The organism is Mycobacterium sp. TH-M82, from assembly GCF_057473605.1.
This window is the reverse complement of record NZ_JBYCKY010000827.1, coordinates 1-1,751: the sequence shown is the minus strand read 5'-3', so window position 1 is coordinate 1,751 and position 1,751 is coordinate 1. Positions and strand designations below refer to the sequence as shown.

Here is a 1,751-nt window from a genome sequence, read left to right as displayed (position 1 = left end):
GCTGGCCCAACTGGTGGATAAATCGCTGGTGATAGCCGATAGCACCGGGCAGATGACCCGCTACTGGATGTTGGAGACGGTGCGCCAGTACGCGCTGGAGAAACTCGCCGATGCCGACGAGACCGACGCGGTGCATACCGCCCACCGCGACCACTACACAGCACGGTTCGCAACCCGCAGATCCGGCGGTTACCAGTGGCAGATCGAGGAGGCCGTAACAGAGTTCGGCAACCTTGAGGCCGCGTTTACGTTCAGTCGCCAACACGGCGACATCGACCTTGCCGCACGGTTGGTGTCATCGCTGCAGCCGCTGTGGGTTTATCACCGAACCGAGGTAGGGCTGGCTGCGTTGAACGCCATTCTCACCGACAGCGCCACGGTAGCATCCGCCGCACGCGCACGTGCGCTCGCCGACAAGACAATCCTGCAAGCGTTGACTGGCGAGTATGACCTCCTCGATCAAGCCGAGGAAGCGGTGGCGATCGCACATGACCTCGATGATCCGGCACTGCTCGGCTGGGCGCTGGCCGCGGCCGGAATGACCTGCTGCTACAGCCCCCAGATCGCCTTGCCGTACCTGCAGGAGGCGATCGAACTCGCCCCCGCCGTGGACGACGACTGGCGGTTGGCCCAGATCTATGCTGTGCAGGCCTACTCGGCCTATGTCGCGGGCGACCTGACCACGGTGTGCACCGCCGCCGAAAAAGGAGGCGACCTCGCCGACGCGGTTGGCAACTGGTCGGTTCGACGGCTATGCCGCATCGTCATCGCGTCGGCGCGACGACTGTACGGCGACCCGGTGGACGCCGCCGCACAGGCCAGCGAGGCGGCGGCCGAGGCCCAAGCGGCCCGCGACCCGTGGTTCAACGCCTACAGTCTGATGCTCCTGGGCCTAGCCCTTGCCCACCAAGGCGACACCAGCGGTGCGCGCCAGGCGGCCGAAGCCAGCGTCGAGGCCGCTGCCGGCCTCAACGGGTTCTACCGCGCGTGGACCCTGGGGGGGTTGGTGGACACGTTGTTGGCTACCGGGGATGTGCCGGCGGCACTGGCCGCCAGCGACGCGGCGTGCGAGGCGTGTGCGCTGCCCCAACTGCTGGCGATCAACGGCAATCCGTTCGCCAGGGCCGCACTGGCGTCCGGTGATGTGGCCGCGGCGCGCCGTTGCGCCGACGAGGTGCTCGCAGTGGCCTCTGGCGTGCATCGGATAACGTTGCTGGAGACACGTGTTCGGGTTGCCATCGCCGAGGGCGAGGTCGGCCAAGCCGAGCGAGACGCCCGCGATGCGTTGGCGATCGCCGCGGAAACCCAGGCGTACCTGTCGGTTCCAGAGGTGATCGAGTGCCTGGCAATGCTGGCCACCGACGCCGGTAGGCACCGCGAAGCGGCCAGACTGTTCGGTTCGGCGGCGGGTATGCGGGATCGCAGCGGGGCGGTGCGCTTCACGATCTACGATGCCGAGCACACCGCCGCGATTGACGCCCTGCGTGACGCGATGGGCCAGAGCGGCTTCGAGAGCCATTGGGCCAGGGGTGCGGCATTGTCGACGGCGGAAGCGGTCGCACGCGCGCAGCGAGGCCGCGGCAAACGCAGCCGCCCGTCCAACGGCTGGGCCGCACTGACCCCCGCCGAGCGCAACGTCGTGCAGCTGGTCGAAGAAGGCCTGCGCAACAAAGATATCGCCGCAAGGCTGTTCATCTCGACACGAACCGTGGAGACCCACCTCAGCAACATCTACACCAAGCTCGATGTGT

The 1,751-nt window shown here is 67.2% G+C and carries 1 protein-coding gene; it reads left to right on the top strand.

The window, feature by feature from the left end:
* Nucleotides 1-52: 52 nt before the first annotated feature.
* Nucleotides 53-1,751 (top strand): LuxR C-terminal-related transcriptional regulator (locus AC2VON_RS24150; protein WP_486955099.1); only part of this gene is annotated, 1,699 nt, incomplete at its 3' end.